We start from the raw sequence: 255 nt of genomic DNA on the forward strand, positions 1-255 counted from the left end.
TGAAGACGGTGACCCGCACGGTCCCCTCCCGGCTGCGCCATTCCGTCTCCAGCACGAGGGTGTCCTCGATATAGCGGCGGGTGGTGCAGACCCCGCCCGCGGCGGGCGCGATGGTCCAGTGCCCGGCATCGGGGGTGTCCACCAGCGCGGCGAAGCAGGCGGGGGAGTCGAACTTCGGTAGGCACAACCAGTCGATCGATCCGGTGGTGCTGACGAGCGCGGCGCTCTGCAGGTCACCGAGCAGGGCGTAGTCCT

The 255-nt window shown here is 69.8% G+C and carries 1 protein-coding gene; it reads right to left on the reverse strand.

Annotated features, from left to right (window positions below; genetic code table 11):
• On the reverse strand, positions 1 to 255 hold a 255-nt coding region (locus RM423_RS26355), incomplete at both ends, for a trehalase-like domain-containing protein (protein ID WP_311425778.1).

Origin of the sequence: Jatrophihabitans lederbergiae, assembly GCF_031845305.1 — a bacterium.
In the GTDB taxonomy this organism is placed as follows: domain Bacteria; phylum Actinomycetota; class Actinomycetes; order Mycobacteriales; family Jatrophihabitantaceae; genus Jatrophihabitans_A; species Jatrophihabitans_A lederbergiae.